Genomic DNA, 21,089 nt, shown 5'->3' on the forward strand with positions numbered 1-21,089 from the left:
CTTCGGCTACTTCGCGGCGAGCGCCTTGTGCAGCGCCTTGGCGAACCCGTTCTGCCAGAGCGAGTCGACGTTGGCGCGCTCCTGGGCGTCCGGGTACTCGTTGGTGCAGGACGGTCCGGGACCGCCGCCCGACATCAACTCACTGCAGGGGCCCTCGTAGTGGTCGGGCAGGCCGAGGACGTGGCCGGTCTCGTGGGCCACGACGCGGGTGGAGTCGTACTCCTGGTTCTGCGCGTAGTCCAGGAAGATGTAGCCGCTGCCGTGGCCGTCCGTGGAGGCGTACGAGCCCTGTGGGTCGTTCCCTTCGTAGTACGCGAAGTCTCCGCCGCCCGAGCCCGACTGGAGCTTGACGTTGGAGACGGAGGAGTTCCAGATCTGGGCCGCGGCCGATATCTCGCCCGCGAAGCTGGGCGCCTGCGAGGCGTCGTAGACGACGGTGACGGAGGCGGCGCCCGGGTGGGCGGCCTGCTTCTTGGCGACGGACTTCATGACCGCTTCGAAGAAGGCCTTGTTGCCGGCCGACTCCTGCTTCGATCCGATGTAGTTGGCTGCGGTGTGGGGGGCCGCTGCCTGTGCGGGAACTGCGGTGCCGAGAGCAGCGGCAAGGCCGAGGCCGAGCACTGCGGAGAGTGCGGTGTTGCGGTGCTTCATGTGGGGGGCTCCTACTCGTCCGGCGAACTGGGTTCGCTGGGGAACGGTTCGGTACCGGTGAGTGTGGGGCGCCCGAGACCCGTGTGAATAATGCCGACTGGCGATAACTTCGTTCTATCAGGGGGGATTTGGCACTCTGGTACGCCTCCCGGGACCGTCCTACGCTCCCGTGCATGGACCTCGAAGTGCGGCATCTCCGCGCACTGTGCGCCATCGCCGACACCGGCAGCCTGCACAAGGCCGCGCGCACCCTGGGGATGAGCCAGCCCTCGCTGACCACCCAGCTCCGCCGTATCGAGAACGCACTCGGCGGCCTCCTCTTCTCCCGTACGCGTACCGGCTGCAGCCCGACTCCGCTCGGCCGCTCGGTCCTCACGCGGGCGCGCCCGCTGGTGGCCGAGATGCGCGTACTGGTGACGGAGGCGCGGTCGGCGGCGGCGCGTGCGACGGGCCCCCGGCTGCGGATCGGCTCGACGGCGAACCGGGCGATCCCGCTCTGGCTGAGACGCCTCAGAACCCGGCTCCCGGGAACGGAGACGACGCTGCACATGGACGTGTCGGCGACGGCGCTGCTGCGGCTGGTCGCGGCGGGGGAGCTGGATGTCGCCTTCGTACACGAGGTGGAGGGAAGTCCGCTGCGGGTGCCGGAGGGCCTGGAGGTACGGGTCCTGGTGGAGCGCGAGCCGCAGTACGTCTCGCTCTCCCCGGCGCATCCGGCGGCCGCGCACCCGGCCGTCGACCTGGCGGACCTGGCCGACGACCTGTGGATGGTGGACCCGACGGTGGACGGGGAGGCGGACGGACTGCGGCGGGTGCTGCAGGCGGCGGGGATCAACCCGCGGATGCTGCACGGGGATTACCTGACGGCGTTCCAGCTGGTGGCGACGGGCGAGGTGGTGGCCCCGTGCCAGCCGACGTCGACGCCGCGGCACGATGTGGCGGTACGGCCGATGGTGGGGGACCCGCTGGCGGTGCGACTGCTGGTGGCGGGGCGGGCGGGGGCGGCGGAACTGGGGGCGGCGTACGAGGAGTTGGCGGCGGCGTATACGGAGATCTCAAGCCCGTCCGGCGCTTGAGGACAAGGGACACGTGGGGCGAAGCCCCCGCCTTCAGCCCTGCCCGAGAGCCGCCACCACCGGCCGCACCCGAAGCGCACGCCAGGTCGGAACCAGACTCGCCCCCAGCGCCAGCACCAACGCAGTCCCGACGACCCCACCCAAGATCCACACCGACCCACTCGGCAGCAACGACCCCGCCGCCACGTGCGCGAACGGCACCAGCGTCGCGGCCGCGGCCACCATCCCCAGCAGGAGCCCGATCACCGCGACCACCAGCGCCTCGATGGTCACCATCCGCAGGATCTGCCCGGACGTGGCCCCCGAGAGCCGCTGCAGCCCGAACTCCCTGCGCCGCCCCCGCACGGCCGTCACCAGACTGTTGACGACGGCGATGGCGGTGTAGGCGACGATCATGCCGACCATCAGGTAGTTGATCCACGACTGGGTCGCGGTGTCCTCGGCGTTGGCAGAGATCAGCGCATCACGATCAGCGACGACCAACCCGGCCTGTCCCGCGGCCAGTTCACGAAGCTCGGGCCGCACATCCACACCACTCTTCGCCCGTACGAGAATCTGCTGCGGCAGCCCACCCGTGGTGTGCGGCGCAAGCAGCGCCACGGGAAGCAGCGCGGCGTCCCCGCCGTACGTACCGACGACCCGCACCCGGACCACGCTGTTGTCCCCGAGCCGCAGCGCAACGTCATCGCCGACCCGGTGACCCGCGTCGCGCGGCAGCACCACCGTGTCGCCGCGCAGCCGCGACGTGTCGGCCGAGGTCAGCCCGGCGCCCTCCGCGCTGACGCCCCGCAGCGGCAGCCCGTCCTCGCCGGTCTCGGCGCCGCGCCCGTCGGCCTTCTCGATGAACCCCGTACTGCTGACGTACGCACTGGCGGAAGCGACCCCCGGAAGGGCACGGACCCGTTCCGCGAGGTCCGGCGAGACCGTCCCCGAGGCGGACGTCAGCACGGCGTCGGCGCGCAGATCGGCGGTGAACGCCCGCTCCGTGACCGCGTTCTGCGTGGTCTGGAGATAGAGGTTGCCGGTGGCGACCCCGCTGGCCAGCATGATCGGGGTGACGGCGGCGGCCACGGCGACCGTACGGGCGCGGGAGTTGAGCATGGCGAGATACCCACCAGTCCCGGTGAAGAGCCGTACGGGCCGGTCGATCAGAAACGCGCACACCTTCGTGAGCCCGGGGGAGAGGAGCGCGAGCCCGATGGCGGCGCAGATGACGGTGGGTCCTGCGGTACTGGCCGCGGCGGGCCCGTCCATGACGGTCCACGTCACGATGGACAGGGCGGCGGTCCCGGCCAGGAACAGGAAGGCGAAGATCCCCCGCACCCACCCGAACCACCGCTGCTGCACGGCCGCTTCGGCCAGCGCCTCGGTGGGCCGGACCTTGATGGCCCGATGCCCGGCGACGAGCCCCGCACCCACCGCAGTCAGCAGAACCGCTCCACCCGCAGCGGCCAGCGGAATCCACCCGGAACTGAACTCCACGTACTCGGACGTGATCCCGGCCCCCGAAAGCCGCTCGAAGAGCGCGCTGCCGAGCCACTGCCCCGGCAGCCAGGCAAGCAGCGCGGCACCGACGGCGACGACCAGCGTCTCGATGAGCAGCATGCGCCGCAGCTGACGCGGGGTGGCCCCGACGGCCCGCATGAGGGCGGTCTCGCGCTGCCGCTGGGCGGCGGAGAGCGCCATGGTCGATGCGGTGACGAAGAGGGCGACCATCACGGCCATGCCGCCGAAGACGGCGGAGAGCGCGATGAGATCGCTCTTCCCGGCGACGGCCTGAGGCTCCTCGGCGAAGCCGCGATCGTCACCGGTGAGGACCTTGACCCCCGTGCCCTTCAGAGCGGGCCCGAGATCAACACCGCTCCGCGCGACGACGGCGAGCGCCCCGACCCGCCCCTCGCCACCGGCGAGCCGCAGGGCTTCCGCGTCCCCGAAGAAGAGGGCGGGCTCGCGGAGTCCCCCGAGAATCCCGCTGACCTCGTACGACTTCGAGCCCCCGTGCGCGGCGATCCGGACGGTGTCCCCGACCGCGAGCCCGGCGTCCCGGGCGGCCCCGGCGTCGAGCACGACCTGGCGGTCTCCGCTGGGCGCGTGGCCGGCGCGGAGGCCGTGCGGGGCGAGGGAGGCGGAGGTCCAGGTGTGGGCCTGGGCGTCAACTCCCCCGCGTACAAGAAGACTTGAGCCAACGCTCACATCCTCGACGACCCGCTCGACCCCGTCCACGGCCCGCACCTTGTCCGCGACCCCGGCGCCCACCGGCACCTCCTCGGACACGATGGCCTTCTCGCTGTCGTCCTCGCTGCCGGGATGCAGCTCGTACTCGCGGTCCCCCACGACGACGGCGCTCGCGCCCGCGAGCCGCTCGGGCGGCAGGTTGTTGCGGACTCCGGTCTCGAGGAGCCCGCCACAGGCGACCACGATCGCCGTACCGAAGAAGAGCGCCACGAAGGTGGCGACGAAGCCGCCCTTCCGGAACCGCAGCGTGCGCAGAGCGAGAGTCAACATGGCTCCGACGCTACGGAGAACGGGCCCGCGCTCCCATGGGGTGCGCCGCCGACTTGTAGGGGGGTAAACCCCACTGGCCCACTGGATACGATCCGCACCATGAGCTCTCTGGTGGTGGACCTGCGCCCGCTCGACCTGATCACGCTCGACGACTTCTGGGACGCGGTGGCGGAACCGTGCGGTCTGCCGGACTGGTTCGGCCGGAATCTGGACGCGTGGTGGGACACGATCGAGACGCGCGACATTTCGCCGGTGATCGACGCATACGAGGACTTGGTCGTACGAGCCACGCCAACGGGCCTGTTCGCACCGGGCAATCCGGACGGAACGCGCCTGGTGGGGGTGTTCGCGGAGGCGACACGGGCACGTCTGGACCTGGAACCGTAGCCGTATCCCGACCCTCCCGATGATCACGGAGCGCGGTCGCTAACCTTACGTGTCCGCCCTGGCCTGGGATCAGGTCCCGCCGGCGCGGACGTTTCTCGCACTCGACTCATGCGAAAGGTCTCGCCCATGGGCATTCGGAGCTTGCTGCGCAAGGTGTTTGGACGCGACCAGGCGGAGGCCGCAGCGTACGCAGAACCGGAGCGCGAGGCGGCGGCGGCGCCTTCGGCGCCGACTTCGGCATCGGTCCCGGCCCAGTCGGAACGCCCGGCGAAGACGCAGCCGTCCAAGCCGCAGCCGACGAAGGCGAAGCCGAGCCTGGCGGACGACCTGGTGGCGGCGGCGTTCGACAACCCGACGCCGCGCACGACCCCGGAACCGGAGGTCCCGGAACCGCGGACGGAGACGACAACACCGGCCCCGGCCAAGGAAGTCACCGCGGACCTCCCGGAACCGCGTACGGAACCGACCCCGGAGCAGGTGGCGGAGCCGGAGCCCGAGCCGACCCCCGCCCCGGTCGCAGAGACCGAGCCGGTGGCCGCCGCCCCGGAGCCCGAGGCAACGCCGGAACCGGCAGCCAAAGCCGAGCCCGAACTCGTCATCGCCGCCGAGCCCGCAGCCGCGACCGAGCCCGAGCTCGTGGTGGCCGCAGAGCCCGAGCCGGAGGCAACCCCCGAGCCGGTCGCCGCAGCCGAGCCGACGGCCGCCCCCGAGCCCGAGCCCGAGCCGGCAGCCGCAGCACCTGCAGCCACCACCCCCTCTGCCCCCGCCGGAAAGCCGGCCCTCACCCTCGCCAAGGTGAAGTCCAAGGCCCCTGAGCTGGTCACCGCGTACAAGGCGGCAGGCGCAGCCCTCAAGCAGGCCGAGGCGACCGGCGCCCGCGCCACCGTCTACCTGGTCCTGGACCGCTCCGGCTCGATGCGCCCCTTCTACAAGGACGGCAGCGCCCAGGCCCTCGCAGAGCAGACCCTCGGCCTCTCCGCGCACCTCGACCCGAACGCGACCGTCCCCGTGGTCCTCTTCTCCACGGACATCGACGGAACCGGCGATCTGACCCTCTCCTCCTACGAGAACAAGATCGACGACCTGCACGCGGCAGCAGCCCGCATGGGCCGCACCAGCTACCACCGAGCCGTCGAAGAGATCGTCGCGCTCCACGAGAAGTCCGAGGACCCCACGGCCCCCGCCCTGGTGATCTTCCAGACTGACGGCCCCCCGGACACGAAGGGCCCGGCGCTCCAGGCCCTTACGGACGCGGCCGCGAAGCCCCTCTTCTGGCAGTTCGTCGCGTTCGGCGAGCACGACGCCAAGGGCTTCGACCTGCTCCGCAAGTTGGACGCGGACGAGGAGACGGACCACGTCGCGTTCTTCCACGCGGGCCCGTCCCCCCGAGAACTGTCGGACACCGAGGTCTACGAAGGCCTCCTCGCCACCTTCCCGTCCTGGCTGGCGGCCCGCGCGTAACCGGAGCCGCGACCGCCTGATCCACTCACACCAGCAATAACGGTGTGAGTGGATCATCGGCGGGCCGTTAGGATTTCGACCATGGCGGCCACTGGATCCGAGAAGCAGGGGGCGAAGGCGTTCTACGTCTCGACCCCCATCTATTACGTAAACGACGCTCCTCACCTGGGCCACGCCTACACGACCGTTGCAGGGGACGTGCTCACGCGCTGGCACCGTCAGCGCGGCGAGAAGGTGTGGTACCTCACCGGCACGGACGAGCACGGTCAGAAGATCATGCGCACGGCCGAGGCGAACAACGTCACACCGCAGGAGTGGTGCGACAAGCTCGTCGAGGAAGCATGGAAGCCCCTCTGGGAGCACCTGAACATCGCAAATGACGACTTCATCCGCACGACGGAGAAACGTCACACGGACCGCGTGCAGGAGTTCGTCCAGGATCTCTACGACAAGGACGAGATCTACAAGGGCGGCTACGAAGGCCCGTACTGCGTGGGCTGCGAGGAGTACAAGCTCCCCGGCGACCTGATCGAGGCAGAGGACGGCACGAAGCTCTGCCCGATCCACAAGAAGCCGGTGGAGATCCTCAAGGAGGAGAACTACTTCTTCAAGCTCTCGACCTACGGCCCGAAGCTCCTCGAGTTCTACGAGGCGAACCCGGGCTTCATCCAGCCCGAGTCGGCCCGCAACGAGGTAGTGAACTTCGTCAAGCAGGGCCTGCAGGACCTCTCGATCTCGCGCTCGACCTTCGACTGGGGCGTCCCGGTCCCGTGGGACGACAAGCACGTGATCTACGTCTGGGTCGACGCGCTCCTGAACTACGCGACGGCGGTCGGCTACGGCGCCAACCAGGAGAAGTTCGACGAGACCTTCCCCGCCAACGTGCACCTGGTCGGCAAGGACATCCTGCGCTTCCACGCGGTGATCTGGCCCGCGATGCTGATGGCGCAGGGCCTGCCGGTCCCCGGCAAGGTCGCGGCCAACGGATGGCTGATGGTCGGCGGCGAGAAGATGTCGAAGTCGAACCTGACGGGCATCAAGCCCCAGGACCTGACGTCGCACTTCGGCGTGGACGCGTACCGCTGGTACTTCCTGCGCGCGATCGCGTTCGGCGCGGACGGCTCCTTCTCCTGGGAGGACTTCTCGGCCCGCTACACCTCCGAGCTCGCCAACGACTACGGCAACCTCGCCTCGCGCGTGGCTGCGATGGTCGGCAAGTACTTCGGAGGCGCACTCCCCGAGGCAACGGCGTCGGGCGATGCGGAGAAGGCGGTCCAGGAAGGCCTGGCCAAGGCCGTCTCCGAGTCGGACCGCCTGATCGGCGAGGAGCTGGACTTCCAGGCCGGCATCCTGGCGATCTTCGACTTCGTGAAGCAGGTCAACGGCTACATCACGGAGCAGGAGCCGTGGAAGGTGGCCAAGGACACGAGCGAGGAGGGCCAGGCCCGCCTGGCGACGATCCTCTACACGGCGGCCGAGTCGCTCCGCGGTGTGGCGGTCCTCCTGAACCCGATCATGCCGGTGACGTCCCAGGCCCTCTGGGACTCCCTGGGCGCGGAGCCCGCCCTGGGCGCCCTGCCCACCCAGCAGGTCCAGAACGCGGGCACGTGGGGCCAGCTCCCCGTGGGCGCGACGGTGACGAAGGGCGCGGTGCTCTTCCCCCGCCTGGAGGAGAAGCCGGCCGCGTAGCAACGCGTACGCGAATGAAGGGGGCCCGGACCGAGCAGATCGGTCCGGGCCCCCTTCGTTCCCCTCCACCGATGCACCACATCACCCTCCGCGATCAAGAGACCACTAACGGGTCTGGGGCCCGGTGGTGGGCTTCGGGTGCCGGACAGTCTGCAGGTTTCGTCTCGCGCCTCCGGCGCAAGGAGGCTGGCTACAGCGAACAGGTGGGGGGCGCGGGCGGGTTCGCTGGGTGGCGGGTTGTTCGGTGTTGGTGTTGCGGGATGTACGACGCTGCGCGTCGTAGGCCTCGCCCTGGGGGCGAGTCCGGCTGGCTGCTGCCGCGTGGTGGTTGCGGTTTCGTGGACACCGCGATGCTCGTGCGGACCGGTAGGGCTGATCGGTTCGGCTGCGGGGCACTTCGGCGGGGGGTGACCGTTACAGCTTCCGGGGTGGAGCTCCGCTCCCCGCGCCGGTGGCACAGGTCGCACCACCTGAATGGGGCTGCTGGCCTCGGCTCGGCGTCAACGGGCCGCCGCCGGGCGGGACTTCATGCCCGGCTGGTCGCCGCCCGGTGGGTGAGGTGGGGGCGGGGGCCTGTTACCCCGGGTTACTGTCGGAAACGGACAGGCATAGCGGACATATGGGCCCGCCTGGTGTCCGCTTCCGGCCGCAACGGGGCAACTGGCGTCGACTCCGACTACTCCGAGATGCGGAGGTCCGGTCCCACCGGACCTCCGTATCTCGGAGTGGCAGCCACACCGCCCAAACCGGGCAAAGGGTGCACTGTGGGTGTCGCCGCCCCACCACCCACCGGGCGGTGACCAGCGGGGCATGAAGTCGAGCCAACGGACCGGCGGTTGACGCTGAGCCGGGAGCAACTGCCCCATGCCAAGGGTGCGCGAACCGGCCGCCCCGCACCCACCCCGCCCCGGACCACATCCCGGCCGGGGTGCCGTTGCGGGCGCAGCCCGCACCTGGGCACCGGCCCACCGCCCGCAGCCCCTGGCTCGCCCTGGCCCCCACCCTTCCGGTCCGGGCCACACCCCACCCCAGGTCCCCTTGCCACTGTGGCCAGGCCTCCCTGCCGACCGATAGCCGCCAACCCCAGCGCTGGAGGGGCCGGAGTCAAGGGTGGAGCGAAGCGGAATCGCGCAGCGACGCGACCGAAGGGAGCGCCCTTTACTCCGGACCCGGAAGCGCGCACACTCCCGGCGTCGGTTGACAGGGAGACCCACCCAACGAAGCCCCCGACCAGGGGAAACGGGTAGGAGCCCCGCCTCAGCCGCGCCAGAGCTTCGCTGCGGCGAGGAGGGCGCGGAGCTGGGCAGGGGTGGTCGAGAGCTCCGTGCTGGGGTCGTCGCTCTCGCGGAGGAGGATCGCGGACCCGGTGGCAGTCAGCTCGACGCAGGCGTTGCCGTCACCGCTGCCGGAGAAGGACGACTTCTGCCAAGTGATCGGGGTGACCATGCTCTGCCTCACAGTTCCTTCGCCGTCCGGTGGATGAAGTCGCGCGACTCCCTGGGGCCGAGCGACACCCCCTCCACTTTACGGAACAGTGTTCGAAACCTGGCGAGTTGGGATTCAGCATCCAGGAACGCCGTACCGTGTGGCGCATCCCGCAGCACCGTGTCCAGTCGAGGGATCGGTCCGCCCGCGAACACCATCGCGCACTCGGCGCCCGCGAACCCGTCCACGTCGAAGGGGATGATCCGCAGCGTCACATCGGGTGCCGCCGAGAGGTCCAGGAGCTGGGCGAGCTGCTCACGCGCGATCCTGCGGTCGCCGACCCTGATCCGCAGCGCCGATTCATGGATCACCGCTTCGTATTGAATCGAGGCGTCTCCCTGGAACACCACCCGCCGCTGCATCCGGTGCTCCACCCTCGGGTCGAGTTCGCTGGCCGGCAGCGGCGGCACCGCGTATGCGTAGACGGCGCGGGCGTACTCCTCCGTCTGGAGAATCCCTGGCACGTAGGTGATGGCGACTTCACGCAAAGACCTGGCGTGATGCTCCAGCTCCGCCAGGTCGAGGAAGCCCGGCGGCAGAACATTCGCGTACTCCGTCCACCATCCACGCGTTCGGTCGGTGGCCATTTCGACGAGGGCTTCGATCAACTCGCCGTCCGCACAGGCGCAGTGAGCCGCGAGCCTGCGCACCCGCTCCTCACTGATCCCCGAGCTGCCCGCCTCGATCTGGCTCATGTGGGAAGAGCTCGCCCCCAGAACCCCGCCCACTTCGCGGGCCGACACACCTGCCGCCTCGCGGACCCTGCGCAGCTCAGTCCCCAGACGGATCTGCCGAGCGGTGGGTTGAGTTCTCATCGTCATACGGATCCGGACCCCTCAACGGCGTTGGCACCGGGCATGGTTGAAGCACCCCATTCGAGTGCCAGATTACGCGATCCACTTGCGAGGGTAGAAATTCCTACCCTACTGTCAGTGACGCGTCGCAAACGCAGCGAGACCGGGACCCCCGGAAGCGCACCGCCCCGCCATGCCATGGCGGCTGCGGCACGGCCACCGCCCGCAGTCCGCCGCGCCACACCAACCCCGCCTCCCTGACCAGGAGTTCGCCATGCCCGCAAGTGCCGATGAACCGTGGGAGTACACCCTCTATATCCCCCACGACCCCCGCGCCGTCCCCGTCTCGCGCCACACCCTGCGCCTGATCCTCACCGCGCACGGCCTCCTCCAACTCGCCGAGTACGCCGAGCTCCTGGCCACGGAGCTGGTCTCCAACGCCCTTCGCCACACCAAAGGCCCGGCCGCCCTCCGCCTCCGCTGGACGTACGGAACCCTCCGCATCGGCGTCTGGGACGCGGACCCCACCCCGCCCGCGCCGCCACTCCGCCTGGCTATGGACGCCGAGCAGGGACGCGGGCTCGACCTGGTCCGTAACTGCGCCTCCGACTGGGGCTGGTATCCGCTCGCCGCCTCCGGCGACACCGGCAAATACGTCTGGTGCGAGCTGGCCGCCGTCTGAGTCCACCGGCCGCGCCCCCAATGAGTGATCACCGTCTTTCCGCCCGCCTACATGCCTTCCCCACCCCTAGGTTGCCTTCATGCGCACACCGCAGCACGTTTGCTCGCACCGCCCCTCCACGTTCCGCCGCGACCCTGCGCTGGAGGCAATCGCCCGCTCCCGGGCAGCCACCCACAGAGAGAACGCCGCCGCCGAGGGTCGAGCCGAAGTCTGGATCGAAAGCTGGATCGATGGGTGGATCGAAGGCTGGAACCAAGGTCGGGTCGAAGCGCAGGCCAGGGGGGTTCTCTTGCTGCTTGATCGGCGTCAGGTGCCTGTCTCTGACCGTGCCCGCTCCCATATCACCGCCTGCACCGACCTCGACACCCTCGGCCTGTGGCTCGACCGGGCCTTCAACGTCAACTCCGTCGAGGATCTGTTCGCGGAGCCCGAGGCCGAGGCCGACCAGCGCTAACGCGCCAGCGACCCCGCGTCCCCCATCACCACCACCGGCTTCTTCGACGGGTCGAGCCAGCGCAGGAGCTCCTTCATGCGGGGCTCTGCCAGGGCGACGCAGCCATGGGTCGGGCCGCCGTGTTCCACGTGAAACCAGACGCCACCCCCTCGCGAGGCGCCCATCGGGCGTGTCCAGTCGAGCGGGGTGGTTCCTGGTTTCCGGTTGTAGTTGATCGCCACCACGTAGTCGAACGAGCCCGCCAGGGACTCTCCGTGGAAGCCGGTCCCGTGCGCCACGAAGGCGGGTCCCCTGTCGTACGGGAGCCGGGTGCCCGGGTTGGCCCGGCGGCCTCCCGCATCCGTGAGCGTGAAGACGCCCGTCGGGGAGTGCAGGTCGCCCGCGTGGTGGTCCTCCGACCAGCCGCGCAGGGCGTTGTGGGCCTGCCAGGGGCCGGAGTCCGGGGACCAGCCGCCCTTCGCGTCGCGTACGTACAGGGTGACCGAGGAGCGGTTGGAGTCCGCTGACTCGCCCGTCACCACGACCACTTGGCGGGCCGTGGCCGGGATCCGGTCGCGCGTCTTGGCTCCCAGGGACGGTATCTCGCGCGGCAGTTGGGGCTCAGGGGCCGAGCGGCCCGCGTGGCCGGCAGCCGCGGAGATCGTGCTGGGCGACGACGCGGGGGGTGCGGGGGTTTTGGTGCCGCAGGCCGCGGTCAGGAGCAGGCCGGTGGTCAGGAGTACGGCGGCGGTCGCCGTCCGGGGGCGGCGGTTCATGGTGCTGCTCTCTTGGGTGTGGGGGCCGAGGTGGGGCCCGGGAAGAGTGCCTCCGCGACAGCAGAGCGGACGTCGGCGACCAGCCGGGGCGCCGGGCCCGCGACACAGAGTTCGACGATGACGGTCTTGGCCGCGGAGGGGCTGCCGATCAGGCCCGAGTACGACGTGGTGCCGCCTTGGATCCTGCACTGCCTCGACACCGTCAGCGATGCGGACAGGGAGGGCGGGGTGGTGACCTTGGAGTTCAGGGTCTTGCTGTTTTCGAGGGTCAGGCTGAGCAGCCCGCCCCCGGATTCCAGCGTGCGCACCGGGAGGGGCTGGGAGGCCGCGACGGTCGTGCCCCCCGACACCCCCGTGTGCCAGCCGTTGGGGAGCGCGAGGGACAGCCCCTCGATCCGCGGGAAGTACATCTCGGTGTACGAGGACGACGGCGCCTGCGTGACGGGGGCCGCCGGGAGCACGGCAGTGTGCTCGGTGGGCAGCAGCGTCACGGTTACTGCCGCGGCGGCCGCGGCGAGGGCCGCCCCGCCGGCCGCCCGGCGGGCGCGACGGCGCACCATCCGTTTCCGTACGGAGGTGAGTCGGTCCGGTGGGGCGGGGAGTTGGGGGACGGTGCGCTCCAGGAGGACGCGCAGCTCGTTCTCGTACGGGGCCTCGTCAGTCATGGAGCTCCTCCGCCCGGGCGGGGAGCGCGGTCCGCAGCGTACGCAGCGCCTTGGACGCCTGGCTCTTGACCGTGCCGGGCGCGCAGCCCAGCGTGGCCGCCGTCTCCTCGACGCTCAGGTCCTCGAAGTAACGCAGCACGATCACCGCGCGCTGGCGGGCGGGCAGGGAGCGGATCGCGGCGGCGAGGGACTGCTCCAGGTCGACGTCCGCGTACGGGTCGGCCGCCCCCGCGCTCTCCGGCAGTTCGCCCGTCGGCACCTCGCCGCGCCAGTGTCTGCGCCACCAGGAGGTGTGCGTGGTCACGAGGACCTTGCGGATGTACGCCTCGGGGTGGTCCTGCGCGATCCGCGCCCACTTCGGCCACACCTTGGCGAGCGCGGTCTGCAGCAGGTCCTCCGCGAGATGCGCGTCGCCCGTCAGCAGCCAGGCCGTCCGCAGCAGCCGGGGTCCCCGGGCGGCGACGAACTCCTCGAAGTCGCCGCCACTCACCATGTCCTCGCCGTCCTGTCCGGTCTCCCACGCCTGTGGAACGCGGTGGGGTGCCGTTCAGGTTGCCCGCGATCTGCCGCGACATGGAAGAAGGCCCCCGGGACCTTTCGGTTCCGGGGGCCGCTCCCGCGGGGGGAGTGAGGTCAGGAGGCGGTGGGCGAGGCGGTGGCCGTCACCCAGTCCTCGCCGTCCTGGGTGTCGTCCGGGTCGACGCCGACCGTGATGGAGGCCTGGACTCCGCGGGCGATCCTGTCCTTGCGGTAGTGCAGCTTGAGCAGGCCGCCGGTGACGCCGCTCTGGTCGTAGATCGTGTCCTCGGTGAGGGTGGTGCGCTCGGCGGTGTTCGTCGAGTACGGGGAGACCTCGGCGGAGGCCAGCACGGACTCCTCGGAGAAGAAGAACTGGCCGGTGTGGCAGGTGTGCCCGCCCTCGTAACCGGCGTCGGTCATCTTCCCGCCGACGTGCACCTTGGCGTGGATGTGCACGGCGCGGCCGCGGTACCAGCCGGGGAAGATCGTCTTGAACTCGACGAGGCCGTCCCGGTCGGTGAGCCACGTGCCGCGCAGATAGCGGTTCTCGTCGGTGGGGTCGGTCTTCCCGCCGCCCCCGCCGCCCGGACCGCCGGAGGGCGGGGTGCCGGTCGGGGTGCCGGTCGGGGTGCCGGTGGGCGCGTCGGTGGGGGCTCCGCTCGGGGGCGTACCGCCGCCACCGCCGCCGCCCTGGGAGGCTTCCTCGTAACCCGAGTAGATGCCGGTCGCGTCGCAGTGCCAGATGTCGACGGCCGCGCGCTTCAGCGGGCGGCAGGTCTCCGAGTCGATCACCTTGATACGGAGCGAGAAGGGGATGCCCGGCTTGTCCTCGGTGACGTCCCGGCGGATCTTGTCGGCGTCGATGTAGTACGGGCCCTCGGTCGTCTCCGAGGTGAGCTCGAGGCACTCCTCGCGCGGGGCGCCCGGCTTCTTCTTCCCGGGCTCCGGGGAGGCGGACGCGGTGGTGGCGATCGCACCGCCGATCCCCACGGCGGCAACCGCCGCGCCACCTGCGACGACGGCCCGACGGCGCGTCATATCCCTTTTGTGTGCGGGTACTTGGGCTTCAGTCATGGGGCAGAACGGTAGGGACCCGACCTGTCAGGGACATGAGAGCGGGCTGTGCGTACGCGCGGAACCGCACCTCGCGCGACACCCCTGTTACTGCGATCAGATGACTGCCGTCTCATACGGAGAGTCGCGTCCCCCCTGCCCAGGACCGGCACCGCACTCTGACCAGGTGAGGACAACAGCAAGAATCAGGCGAGCAGCCCGTGTCTGGGCCACGGCACTGGCCGTGTGGATGGTCTCCACCGCTCCCGCCGGAGCCGTCGAAGCCCCGGACCACACTCCCGCCGCCAGAGCCGCCACCGGACTTCGCCTGACCCTGGCCGCGCGCGTCTGCGACAGCTACACGGACGTCATGGCCAACCTGCTCAGGGACAACAACATGCAGTCCCTGCGCGACCTCGGCAAGGATTCCGTGTACACGTCGGGGGAACCCGTGGCCCCTGCGATCGAGAAGGCCAACGACCCCAACTGCCGCCCCCTGACCGGCTGGCGGTTCACGCTGGGGAAGGGCATCAGCAGCGACGTCGACGGGCTGTCCACGGTCGTCCCCAGCGACTCCGGCGTACAGCCCGTCACCGAGGCCTCCACTCCGCTCCTCGACGACCAGGGCGACCCGACCGGCACGAACCTCCCCGGCGCCGTCACCGTCGCACTCGGCCCCACCGACACCGTCGTCGCCCAGAACAGGCGCCTGCAGATCCAGGGCGGCACGCCCACCGACCCCCTGAACACCGCCGATCTGGGCAACAAGTACGCCTTCGGGGCGCTGCGCTGCGCCGTCGACAACCAGAAGAACGACAACGTCGACCGGGCCGCGTACCCCACCGGCGTCCAGCACGTCTTCTGCTACTACTACACGGTCACGCCGAACCCCGGAGCGGGCACGATCGTCGTCCGCAAGCAGGTCAGGAACAGCACGGCCGGCCAGATCTTCCACTACGCCGGCAACATCTCGTACACCGCCGACCACACCTTCCCGCTCGACGTGACGGACGGTTCCCCCGCCGAGATGTCCTTCCGGAGGGCCGCGACCAAGGGGTCGGGCGACGATCCGTGGTCGTTCACGGAGACCGCCGTGCCCGGCTGGACACTGACCGGACTGGACTGCGCCTCCCAGGACGGCCGCAGTACGAGCACGACGACCGCGGCGGGCAAGGCCACCGTCGACCTGGCCAAGGGGGACACGGTCACCTGCACCTACACCAACGCCCCGAGCAGCACCGTCGCCCCGCTGACCCTGCGCAAGCAGACGGAGGGCGGCACCGGCGGCCCGTTCCCGTTCAGCGCCAAGGGTGCGTCGGGGGTCGTCACCGACTTCGGTACGGCCACGACCGCCTCCGCCGGTACGCCGGTGGCGGCGGGACGGCACGACGTGGACCTCGGTACGCAGACCGTGACCGAGCAGCTGCCCGCCGATACGGCCTCCGGCGGCTGGGAGTTCACCCGGGCGGAGTGCGGAGGACGTGAGGCGACGGCCACCCCGGGGGCGAACCGCACGGTGTCGTTCCCCGTGGACGTCACCGCGGCCGGGGCCGACTGCACGGTCACCAACACGTTCGTTCCCGCGCCGGCACCCGCGCCCAGCCCGAAGCCGACGCCCACCCCGAAGCCGACGCCGCATACGACACCGACGGCAACGCCGGCGCCGTCGCACGCCCCCACCGGCGCGCCCGGCCCCGGAACCTCTCAACTCGCGGAAACGGGCGGCCACTCCGCCACCGGTACCGCCCTGTTCGCCCTCGTCCTCGTCACCCTCGGCGGCGCATGCGTCGCCATCGGGCGCCGGTTGCGCTGAAGCTGAACCGGCAGCACACATGACGAAGGGGCCCGGAACCGCCGTGCGGTTCCGGGCCCCTTCGCCGTAAGAACTACTTCTCGACCGGCTTGCGCAGCTGGATGTTCAGCTCGCGCAGACGCGTCTCGTCGAGGACCGTGGGCGCGCCCATCATCAGGTCCTGCGCGTTGCCGTTGAGCGGGAAGGCGATCGTCTCGCGGATGTTCGGCTCGTCCGCGAGGAGCATGACGATGCGGTCCACGCCCGGGGCGATGCCGCCGTGCGGCGGGGCGCCGAGGCGGAAGGCGCGCAGCATGCCCGCGAACTCCTGCTCCACGGTCTCGCGGTCGTAGCCCGCGATCTCGAAGGCCTTGAGCATCAGCTCGGGCTCGTGGTTGCGGATCGCGCCCGAGGAGAGCTCGATGCCGTTGCAGACGATGTCGTACTGGAACGCCAGGATGTCCAGCGGGTCCTTCTCCTCCAGGTCGGCGAGGCCGCCCTGGGGCATCGAGAACGGGTTGTGCGAGAAGTCGATCTTGCCGGTCTCCTCGTCCTTCTCGTACATCGGGAAGTCGACGATCCAGCAGAAGCGGAAGACGCCCTCCTCGAAGTGGCCGGCGCGCTTGGCGGCCTCCACGCGGACGCCCGACATGATCTTCGAGACCTCGTCGAACTCGCCCGCGCCGAAGAAGACCGCGTGGCCCGGCTTCAGCTCCAGGCGCTCGGTCAGCGCCGCGATGTCGTCCTCGGTGAGGAACTTGGCGATCGGTCCGGCCAGCGCGCCGTCGTCGCCGACGCGCACCCAGGCCAGGCCCTTCGCGCCCAGCGAGACCGCGTAGTCGCCGAGGCCGTCGAAGAACTTCCGGGACTGCGAGGCGGTGTCCGGTACGGGCAGGGCGCGCACGTGCTTGCCCGCGAAGGCCTTGAAGCCCGAGTCGGCGAAGACGTCCGTGACGTCGACGAGCTCCAGCTTGGCGCGCAGGTCGGGCTTGTCGTTGCCGTACTTCAGCATCGACTCACGGAACGGGATGCGCGGGAAGGGGGAGGTGACCTCGCGGCCGTTGCCGAACTCGGTGAAGATCTCCGTCATCAGCTTCTCGATCGGCTGGAAGACGTCCTCCTGCTCGACGAAGCTCATCTCGACGTCGAGCTGGTAGAACTCGCCCGGCGAGCGGTCGGCGCGGGCGTCCTCGTCGCGGAAGCAGGGCGCGATCTGGAAGTAGCGGTCGAAGCCCGAGATCATCAGCAGCTGCTTGAACTGCTGCGGGGCCTGCGGCAGCGCGTAGAACTTGCCCGGGTTGAGGCGCGAGGGGACCACGAAGTCGCGGGCGCCCTCGGGGGAGGTCGCCGTGAGGATCGGGGTGGCCATCTCGTTGAAGCCGAGCGCGACCATCTTCGAGCGGATGGACGCGATGACCGAGGACCGCAGCATGATGTTGCGGTGCATGCGCTCGCGGCGCAGGTCCAGGAAGCGGTACTCCAGGCGGCGCTCCTCGTTCACGCCGTCCTCGGCGTTGATCGTGAAGGGCAGCGGGGCGGCCTCGCCGAGGATCTCGACCTCGCCGACCTCGATCTCGACCTCGCCGGTGGGCAGCTCGGAGTTCACGTTGTCCGCGCCGCGGGCGGAGACCTTGCCGTCGATGCGTACGACGGTCTCCTTGGTCAGCTTCGCCAGGGCCTCGTTGCCGGGGGTGCCGGGACGGGCGACGAGCTGGGTGATCCCGTAGTGGTCGCGGAGGTCGATGAAGAGGATGCCGCCCAGGTCACGGCGATTGTGCAGCCAGCCGCTCAGCCGGACGTCGCTGCCGACGTCGGAGGCGCGGAGCTCGCCGCACGTGTGGGACCTGTACCGATGCTGCATCGTTCATCCAATTCTTCGCGAGATTCTTCGCGAGACAGGCGGGAATCAACCCCCCAAGAGTACCGGCCCTGCTCAGTCGCCCCTGTCGGAATAAAGTGGGGCAATGCGTACCGAGGATGTACTGGCTGCCATCGCCACCGGAGTGTGGCGGTGGGACATGGCCGCCGGGGTCGTCACGCTCGACTCCGAGGCCGCCCGTCTCCTCGGGCTGCCCACCGGACAGACCAGTCATTCGGTGACGGCCGTGCGCTCCCGCTTCCACCCCGTCGACTGGAACGAGATGCGCGGCGTCGTGAACCTGTCGATCGCCGAGGGCACCCTCGCCGAGGTGCGGCTGCGCGTGGTCGACGAGGCCGGGCACGTCCTCCGTACGGTACGAAGCCGGTCGAAGCCCCAGCTCATAGGCCAGACCGCGGACGTCTACGTCGGAGTCGGCACCATCCAGGAGGCCGTCGAACCCCACCCCGGCACCTCCGGCGGCCGCGCCCGCATCACCGGCGACTGGCGCCGCTCCCGCGAGGCGTTCCTCCTCGACGCGGGCCGTGCGCTCGCCGAGGCCCGCTCGACCTCCGAGGTGCTGCGGGTCGCCGCCTCCCTCTCCATGCCCGGGTTCTCGCCGGACGGGCTCGCGGTCTTCGGCGTGGAGGGCGACCGGCTGACGATCATCGGCCACCACGGGCACAACCCGGGCGCCGACGGCCCCTTCACCGACATGACGCTGGACACGGACTATCCGGCGGCCGAGGTCGTGCGCAACGGGCAGGCCATCTATCTGCCGACCCCGCAGGAGTACGAGCACCGCTACCCCGCCGCCTGGCCCCTCGCGCAGGTCTTCCACCGCCAGTCCTGGGCGTTCCTGCCGCTGGTCGTCGCGGGCCGCACGATGGGCGCCTGGATGGCGGCGTTCAAGCACCCCGTCGCCTTCACCCCCGACGAGCGCTCGGTGCTGACGACGGTGGCCAGGATGCTGGCGCAGGCGCTCGCGCGGGCCGTGGTCGCGGAGTCGGAGCGCGAGCTGTCGCTGGGGCTGCAGCGGTCCATGCTGCCGACGCTCGGGCCCGAGATCCCGGGGATGACGGTCGCCGCACGCTATGTCCCGACGGGTGGCGGGCTGCAGGTCGGCGGGGACTGGTACGACATGATCCCGCTGCCCAGCGGCCGGGTGGCGCTGGTCATCGGTGACGTACAGGGCCATGACGTACGGGCGGCCGGCGTCATGGGCCAGCTCCGGATCGCGCTCCGTGCGTACGCCTCCGAGGGCCACCGCCCCGACGCGGTGCTCTCCCGGGCCGGGCGCTTCCTGAGCGGGCTGACCGACACGTACGAGGACGACGACTTCGGCGGCCCGCGCTTCGCGACCTGCCTGTACGCGGAGGTCGACCCGGTCGCCGGCACCCTCGACGTCGCACGCGCCGGCCACCCCGACCCGGTCCTCATCACGGCCGACGGCACCCCGATGCTGCACCCCACGGCGGGCGGGCTGCCGCTGGGCATCGAGGAGGACACGGACTATCCGACGACGCGCATCTCCCTCCAGGAGGGGGAGGCGCTGATGTTCTGCACGGACGGCCTGATCGAGACCGGCGGCCACGACATGGCGACGGGCTGGGACCGGCTCCGCCCGATCATGGAGGAGTACGCGGAGGGGTCCCTGGAGAAGATGGCCGACGCCCTGGTCCAGGGCGTCATCGGCCCCTCCTCGCACCACACGGTGGGCCCCCTCGCCGACCGCCGCGAGGACGACATCGCGGTGCTGCTGCTCTCCCGCGACAGCGAGCAGCGCGTCTCCGTACGCCGTACGGCACTCACCGTCGCGCAGGCCCAGCCCGAGCGGATCGCGGAGGCCCGCAGGCAGCTGCGCGACCTCCTCCACGACTGGTCCGACCAGGAACAGGTCGACTCCGCCGAGCTGATGGTCTCCGAGATGGTCACCAACGTCCTGGTCCACACGGACGGCGACGCGGCGCTGGTCGCGACGGCGACGGGCGAGCTGGGCGCGCGGCGGCTGCGCGTCGAGGTGGCGGACGCGAGCGACGAGCTCCCCCACAAGCGGCGCCCCGGCGAGATGGCGTCGTCGGGGCGTGGTCTGGTGCTGATGGAGATGCTGGCGGACGCGTGGGGCGTGGACCCCAGGGGCGCGGGCAAGTCGATCTGGTTCGAGCTCTACGAGTCGAAGTCGGGCTCCGGCGCGGACGACTCACCCGAGCCGTAACGCTTCTTCAGCTCCCCGATGATCCCGAAGGCGGCCGCCGTCACGGGCACGGCGAGCAGCATCCCGAGGATCCCGGCGACGGACGCCCCGGCGGTGATGGCCAGCATGACCATGGCCGGGTGCATCTGGACGGTGCGCGACTGGATCATGGGCTGGAGCACGTTCCCCTCCAGCTGCTGTACGGCGAGGATCACACCCAGCGTCCAGAGCCCGATGACCCAGCCCCGGTCGGCCAGCGCGACCAGCACGGCGACGGCGCCGGAGAGCGTGGCGCCGAGGTAGGGGATGTACGCGGTGATGAAGACCAGCGCCCCGAGCCCGACGGCGCCGGGCACGCGCAGGATCAGCAGCCCGACGGTGATGCAGACGGCGTCGATGAGGGCGATGATCGTCGTCCCGCGCATGAAGCCCTCGACCGCTTCGAAGGCGCGGCGCCCCATGGCTTCGACGATGTCGCCGATGCCGCGCGGCGCGATGGAGTGCGCGAGGCCGACGGCGCGGTCGGAGTCCTTGAGGAAGAAGAAGGTCAGCAGCAGGGCGAGCACGCTGGTGGCGAGCAGCGAAGCGAGTACGGACAGACCGGCGATGACTCCGCTGGCGGCGCTGGCACCCCATTTGGAGATCAGGCTCTTGGCACTGTCGGCGGCGGAGCCGATGTCGGAGGCCTGGGTGATCCCGAAGTGCTCACGGATCCAGTTCCCGGCGTCGCCCAGCGAGGAGACGATCTGGTCACCGGTGTCGATGAGGGCGGCGACCACGATGTACCCGGTCCCGCCGACGACGGCGACGAGTGCGACGCAGGTCAGCATGGCGGCCAGCGCCCGGTTGACCCGCCGCCTGACCAGCCACCCGTGGACGGGGCCGAGCAGCGCGGTGCCGAGGAGGGCGAGCAGGACGGGGGTGACGGCGGTCTGGAAGATGATGCAGAGCCAGACCCCGACGGCCGCGACCCCGGTGACCAGCAGCACCACCGCGCACCAGGCGGCGGTGCGGCGGGCGGCTTCGGGGAGGAGAGGCTTCTGACTGGTCGTCACCGGTCCAGCGGACC

General features: G+C 70.6%; 18 protein-coding genes. 8 read left to right on the top strand and 10 right to left on the bottom strand.

Annotated elements, in window-relative coordinates; all coding sequences use genetic code 11:
• Nucleotides 1-6: 6 nt before the first annotated feature.
• A complete protein-coding gene (gene snpA, locus OG707_RS18995) occupies nt 7-651 on the bottom strand; it encodes a snapalysin (protein ID WP_329119824.1) in 645 nt (214 codons plus the stop codon).
• 173 nt (nt 652-824) lie between these two features.
• On the opposite strand from snpA, the gene OG707_RS19000 reads away from it, so the two are divergent.
• The gene (locus tag OG707_RS19000) at nt 825-1,727 is read left to right on the top strand and encodes a LysR family transcriptional regulator (RefSeq protein WP_329119826.1); all 903 of its coding nucleotides are present in this window, start codon (nt 825-827) and stop codon (nt 1,725-1,727) included.
• 33 nt (nt 1,728-1,760) lie between these two features.
• Here the strand turns inward: OG707_RS19000 and OG707_RS19005 are convergent, their stop codons facing one another.
• The gene (locus tag OG707_RS19005; RefSeq protein WP_329119829.1) at nt 1,761-4,232 is read right to left on the bottom strand and encodes an ABC transporter permease; all 2,472 of its coding nucleotides are present in this window, start codon (nt 4,230-4,232) and stop codon (nt 1,761-1,763) included.
• 99 nt (nt 4,233-4,331) lie between these two features.
• On the opposite strand from OG707_RS19005, the gene OG707_RS19010 reads away from it, so the two are divergent.
• The 3 genes from OG707_RS19010 (at nt 4,332) to metG (ending at nt 7,769) form a co-directional block, all read left to right on the top strand.
• The gene (locus OG707_RS19010; protein WP_329119832.1) at nt 4,332-4,619 is read left to right on the top strand and encodes a barstar family protein; all 288 of its coding nucleotides are present in this window, start codon (nt 4,332-4,334) and stop codon (nt 4,617-4,619) included.
• A 126-nt stretch (nt 4,620-4,745) separates the two neighbouring features.
• A complete protein-coding gene (locus tag OG707_RS19015; protein WP_329119834.1) occupies nt 4,746-6,080 on the top strand; it encodes a VWA domain-containing protein in 1,335 nt (444 codons plus the stop codon).
• Nucleotides 6,081-6,161: 81 nt separating this feature from the next.
• Complete coding sequence (metG, locus tag OG707_RS19020; RefSeq protein WP_329119836.1) at nt 6,162-7,769, top strand: methionine--tRNA ligase; 1,608 nt, start codon at nt 6,162-6,164, stop codon at nt 7,767-7,769.
• Between the two features lie 1,257 nt (nt 7,770-9,026).
• Here metG and OG707_RS19025 read toward each other — a convergent pair.
• Both OG707_RS19025 and OG707_RS19030 read right to left on the bottom strand, forming a co-directional pair.
• Nucleotides 9,027-9,215, bottom strand: coding sequence for a DUF397 domain-containing protein (locus OG707_RS19025; protein WP_329119838.1), 189 nt, complete (start codon nt 9,213-9,215; stop codon nt 9,027-9,029).
• A gap of 8 nt (nt 9,216-9,223) precedes the next feature.
• Complete coding sequence (locus OG707_RS19030; RefSeq protein WP_329119840.1) at nt 9,224-10,075, bottom strand: helix-turn-helix domain-containing protein; 852 nt, start codon at nt 10,073-10,075, stop codon at nt 9,224-9,226.
• A gap of 247 nt (nt 10,076-10,322) precedes the next feature.
• Here OG707_RS19030 and OG707_RS19035 point away from each other — a divergent pair, with 247 nt between their 5' ends.
• Together OG707_RS19035 and OG707_RS19040 are read left to right on the top strand one after the other, a co-directional pair.
• The gene (locus OG707_RS19035; RefSeq protein ID WP_329119842.1) at nt 10,323-10,730 is read left to right on the top strand and encodes an ATP-binding protein; all 408 of its coding nucleotides are present in this window, start codon (nt 10,323-10,325) and stop codon (nt 10,728-10,730) included.
• 79 nt (nt 10,731-10,809) lie between these two features.
• Nucleotides 10,810-11,184: a hypothetical protein gene (locus OG707_RS19040; protein WP_329119844.1), complete on the top strand. Its 375-nt coding sequence runs from the start codon at nt 10,810-10,812 to the stop codon at nt 11,182-11,184.
• On the opposite strand, the gene OG707_RS19045 is transcribed toward OG707_RS19040, so the two are convergent.
• From OG707_RS19045 to OG707_RS19060, 4 genes are all read right to left on the bottom strand, one after another.
• On the bottom strand, nt 11,181-11,939 hold the full coding sequence (locus OG707_RS19045) for a L,D-transpeptidase family protein (protein ID WP_329119847.1): 759 nt from the start codon (nt 11,937-11,939) through the stop codon (nt 11,181-11,183). The genes OG707_RS19040 and OG707_RS19045 overlap by 4 nt on opposite strands.
• Nucleotides 11,936-12,604 carry a hypothetical protein gene (locus OG707_RS19050; protein WP_329119849.1) on the bottom strand — a complete coding sequence of 223 codons (669 nt, stop codon included), beginning with the start codon at nt 12,602-12,604 and terminating at the stop codon, nt 11,936-11,938. The genes OG707_RS19045 and OG707_RS19050 overlap by 4 nt, the downstream gene beginning before the upstream one ends.
• A complete protein-coding gene (locus tag OG707_RS19055; protein ID WP_329119851.1) occupies nt 12,597-13,097 on the bottom strand; it encodes a SigE family RNA polymerase sigma factor in 501 nt (166 codons plus the stop codon). The genes OG707_RS19050 and OG707_RS19055 overlap by 8 nt, the downstream gene beginning before the upstream one ends.
• Nucleotides 13,098-13,237: 140 nt before the next feature.
• Nucleotides 13,238-14,161, bottom strand: a complete 924-nt coding sequence (locus OG707_RS19060) for an intradiol ring-cleavage dioxygenase (RefSeq protein WP_329119853.1) — start codon at nt 14,159-14,161, stop codon at nt 13,238-13,240.
• 202 nt (nt 14,162-14,363) lie between these two features.
• Here OG707_RS19060 and OG707_RS19065 point away from each other — a divergent pair, with 202 nt between their 5' ends.
• Nucleotides 14,364-15,989 carry a prealbumin-like fold domain-containing protein gene (locus tag OG707_RS19065; RefSeq protein ID WP_329119855.1) on the top strand — a complete coding sequence of 542 codons (1,626 nt, stop codon included), beginning with the start codon at nt 14,364-14,366 and terminating at the stop codon, nt 15,987-15,989.
• 73 nt (nt 15,990-16,062) lie between these two features.
• Here OG707_RS19065 and aspS read toward each other — a convergent pair whose 3' ends face one another.
• Nucleotides 16,063-17,829 (bottom strand): aspartate--tRNA ligase, encoded by a 1,767-nt coding sequence (gene aspS, locus OG707_RS19070; RefSeq protein ID WP_329119858.1) that lies wholly within the window; start codon nt 17,827-17,829, stop codon nt 16,063-16,065.
• 103 nt (nt 17,830-17,932) lie between these two features.
• On the opposite strand from aspS, the gene OG707_RS19075 reads away from it, so the two are divergent.
• A complete protein-coding gene (locus OG707_RS19075) occupies nt 17,933-20,041 on the top strand; it encodes an ATP-binding SpoIIE family protein phosphatase (RefSeq protein WP_329119860.1) in 2,109 nt (702 codons plus the stop codon).
• On the opposite strand, the gene OG707_RS19080 is transcribed toward OG707_RS19075, so the two are convergent.
• The gene (locus tag OG707_RS19080; protein WP_329119861.1) at nt 19,993-21,075 is read right to left on the bottom strand and encodes an AI-2E family transporter; all 1,083 of its coding nucleotides are present in this window, start codon (nt 21,073-21,075) and stop codon (nt 19,993-19,995) included. The genes OG707_RS19075 and OG707_RS19080 overlap by 49 nt on opposite strands.
• Nucleotides 21,076-21,089: the final 14 nt, after the last annotated feature.

The organism is Streptomyces sp. NBC_01465, from assembly GCF_036227325.1.
GTDB lineage: Bacteria > Actinomycetota > Actinomycetes > Streptomycetales > Streptomycetaceae > Streptomyces.

Excerpts from the sequence above, each read along its gene's own strand:
- OG707_RS19045 (WP_329119847.1), bottom strand. The coding sequence starts at position 11,939 with ATGAACCGCCGCCCCCGGACGGCGACCGCCGCCGTACTCCTGACCACC.
- OG707_RS19075 (WP_329119860.1), top strand. The coding sequence starts at position 17,933 with ATGCGTACCGAGGATGTACTGGCTGCCATCGCCACCGGAGTGTGGCGG.
- OG707_RS19010 (WP_329119832.1), top strand. The coding sequence starts at position 4,332 with ATGAGCTCTCTGGTGGTGGACCTGCGCCCGCTCGACCTGATCACGCTC.
- OG707_RS19000 (WP_329119826.1), top strand. The coding sequence starts at position 825 with ATGGACCTCGAAGTGCGGCATCTCCGCGCACTGTGCGCCATCGCCGAC.
- OG707_RS19035 (WP_329119842.1), top strand. The coding sequence starts at position 10,323 with ATGCCCGCAAGTGCCGATGAACCGTGGGAGTACACCCTCTATATCCCC.
- aspS (WP_329119858.1), bottom strand. The coding sequence starts at position 17,829 with ATGCAGCATCGGTACAGGTCCCACACGTGCGGCGAGCTCCGCGCCTCC.
- OG707_RS19050 (WP_329119849.1), bottom strand. The coding sequence starts at position 12,604 with ATGACTGACGAGGCCCCGTACGAGAACGAGCTGCGCGTCCTCCTGGAG.
- OG707_RS19015 (WP_329119834.1), top strand. The coding sequence starts at position 4,746 with ATGGGCATTCGGAGCTTGCTGCGCAAGGTGTTTGGACGCGACCAGGCG.
- metG (WP_329119836.1), top strand. The coding sequence starts at position 6,162 with ATGGCGGCCACTGGATCCGAGAAGCAGGGGGCGAAGGCGTTCTACGTC.
- snpA (WP_329119824.1), bottom strand. The coding sequence starts at position 651 with ATGAAGCACCGCAACACCGCACTCTCCGCAGTGCTCGGCCTCGGCCTT.
- OG707_RS19040 (WP_329119844.1), top strand. The coding sequence starts at position 10,810 with ATGCGCACACCGCAGCACGTTTGCTCGCACCGCCCCTCCACGTTCCGC.
- OG707_RS19025 (WP_329119838.1), bottom strand. The coding sequence starts at position 9,215 with ATGGTCACCCCGATCACTTGGCAGAAGTCGTCCTTCTCCGGCAGCGGT.
- OG707_RS19060 (WP_329119853.1), bottom strand. The coding sequence starts at position 14,161 with ATGACGCGCCGTCGGGCCGTCGTCGCAGGTGGCGCGGCGGTTGCCGCC.
- OG707_RS19030 (WP_329119840.1), bottom strand. The coding sequence starts at position 10,075 with ATGACGATGAGAACTCAACCCACCGCTCGGCAGATCCGTCTGGGGACT.
- OG707_RS19005 (WP_329119829.1), bottom strand. The coding sequence starts at position 4,232 with ATGTTGACTCTCGCTCTGCGCACGCTGCGGTTCCGGAAGGGCGGCTTC.
- OG707_RS19055 (WP_329119851.1), bottom strand. The coding sequence starts at position 13,097 with ATGGTGAGTGGCGGCGACTTCGAGGAGTTCGTCGCCGCCCGGGGACCC.